The following is a 1840-nucleotide window of genomic DNA, read 5'->3' as shown; positions in this document are numbered from 1 at the left end:
GAGCGGCTCCGGTCACAGACCCTGCCAGGCCGGCTTGTTCGCCCAGGCGTAGCGGTAGTAGTCGGCGTCGCCCAGCGCCGACGCCGCAGCCTCGTCGATCACGACCGTGGCGTGCGGGTGCAGCTGGATCGCCGACCCGGGCACCGAGGCCGACAGCGGTCCCTCGACCGCGCCGGCGACCGCCGCCGCCTTGCCCTCGCCGAACGCGAGGAGCACCAGGTGGCGCGCCCGCAGGATCGTGCCGAGTCCCTGCGTGATGCAGTGCATCGGCACGTCGTCCGGGGACGCGAAGAAGCGCGCGTTGTCGCGCCGCGTCTGCGCCGTCAGGGTCTTCACGCGCGTGAGCGAGGCGAACGACGAGCCCGGCTCATTGAAGCCGATGTGCCCGTCGGAGCCGATGCCGAGGATCTGCAGATCCACCCCGCCCGCCTCGGCGATCGCCCGTTCGTAGTCGGCGCCGGCGTGCGCGATGCCCTCGAGCGCCCCGTCGGGCGTGCGCACCCGGTCGGGGTCGAGGCCCAGCGGCTCGACCACCTCGCGCGTGATGACCGCGCGGTACGACTCGGGATGCCCCGGCTCGAGCCCGACGTACTCGTCGAGCGCGAAGCCGCGCACCCGCGACACATCGAGGTCGGCAACGAGCCGCGCGAGGGCGCGGTAGACCGGCAGCGGCGTGGAACCGGTCGCGAGCCCCAGCACCGCGTCGGGCGTGCGGGCGATGAGGGCGGCGATCTCGCGGGCGACGAGGGAGCCCGCGGCATCCGCGTCGGGGAGGATCACGATCTCAGCCATGGGTCATCGTCTTCCGGGTCGCGGCGGCGCCGACGAGCGCCGCACCGAAGGCGGGTGCCGGCGAGGCCGGGGGCAGCAGACGCAGCCGGGCGGGCACGTCGAGGGAACGGAGGAATCCGGATGCCGCGGTGCCCTCGTCGAGCGCCGCCTGCACCGGCACGGTGAGGCGCTCGCGCAGGGCGGTCAGCCCGCCGCCGAGCACGACGGTGTCGACGTCGCACGTCAGCACCAGCAGGCGCACGGCGGCGGCGACGCCGCGCGCGAGGCCGTCGCGCAGCTCGACCGCCCGCGGATCGCCGGCGTCGGCAGCGTCGAACACGTCGCGCACCGGCAGCACGGCCGCGCGCCCCCACCTCTCGGCGATCGCCCCGCCTCCGGCGAGGGCCTCGATGCATCCGCGCTGGCCGCAACGGCACGCGGGCCCGCGCGGATCGATGGACACGTGGCCCACCTCGCCCGCCGCCCCCCGTGCACCGCGCCACAGGTCGCCGTCGACGACGATGCCGGCGGCCACGCCCGTGCCGAGGTTCAGGTAGGCCATGCTGCGGTCGAGCCGTTCGATCGCGTAGGCGCCGAGCGCGGCCGCCTTCACGTCGTTCTCTACCCGCACCGGCGTGCCGAGCACAGACGCGACGACGGATGCCACCTCCAGCCGCTCGAGCCCCAGATTGACCGCGTGCGCGACCCGCTCGCCGCGGTCGTCCACCTGGCCCGGAAGCCCGACCCCCACCGAGGCGAACGACGCGACGGCGACGCCGAGCTCGCCGGCGAGGTCGTGCACCGTGTCGACGATCGTGCGAACGACGCCCTCCGGGCCCACTCGCGTCGGGCGGCGCACCCGCACGACCACCTCCCCGGTCGCGTCGTCGACGGCGACGGCGTCGGTCTTCGTACCGCCGACGTCGAGGCCCACCCTCATGAGGCGCCTCCCCCGCGAGGAGGGGCGCTGCGCGGCATCCGGGTCATCCCTTGACCGCCCCCGACACGAGGCCCGCGGCCATGCGCCGCTGCACGATCAGGAAGAACACGATCACGGGGATCGCCATGA

Annotated in this window: 2 protein-coding genes; both read right to left on the bottom strand. The window is 75.0% G+C overall.

Annotation, left to right across the window (positions count from 1 at the left end; all coding sequences use genetic code 11):
- Positions 1 to 12: 12 nt before the first annotated feature.
- Complete coding sequence (locus ASG00_RS06890) at positions 13 to 792, bottom strand: glucosamine-6-phosphate deaminase (protein WP_056207866.1); 780 nt, start codon at positions 790 to 792, stop codon at positions 13 to 15.
- Positions 785 to 1711 carry an ROK family protein gene (locus ASG00_RS06885; protein WP_056207864.1) on the bottom strand — a complete coding sequence of 309 codons (927 nt, stop codon included), beginning with the start codon at positions 1709 to 1711 and terminating at the stop codon, positions 785 to 787. The genes ASG00_RS06890 and ASG00_RS06885 overlap by 8 nt, the downstream gene beginning before the upstream one ends.
- Between the last annotated feature and the right edge of the window lie 129 nt (positions 1712 to 1840).

Source organism: Microbacterium sp. Leaf351 (assembly GCF_001423825.1).
GTDB lineage: Bacteria > Actinomycetota > Actinomycetes > Actinomycetales > Microbacteriaceae > Microbacterium > Microbacterium ginsengisoli.
The sequence above is the reverse complement of the archived record's forward strand: the minus strand, read 5'-3'. Positions and strand labels throughout refer to the sequence as shown.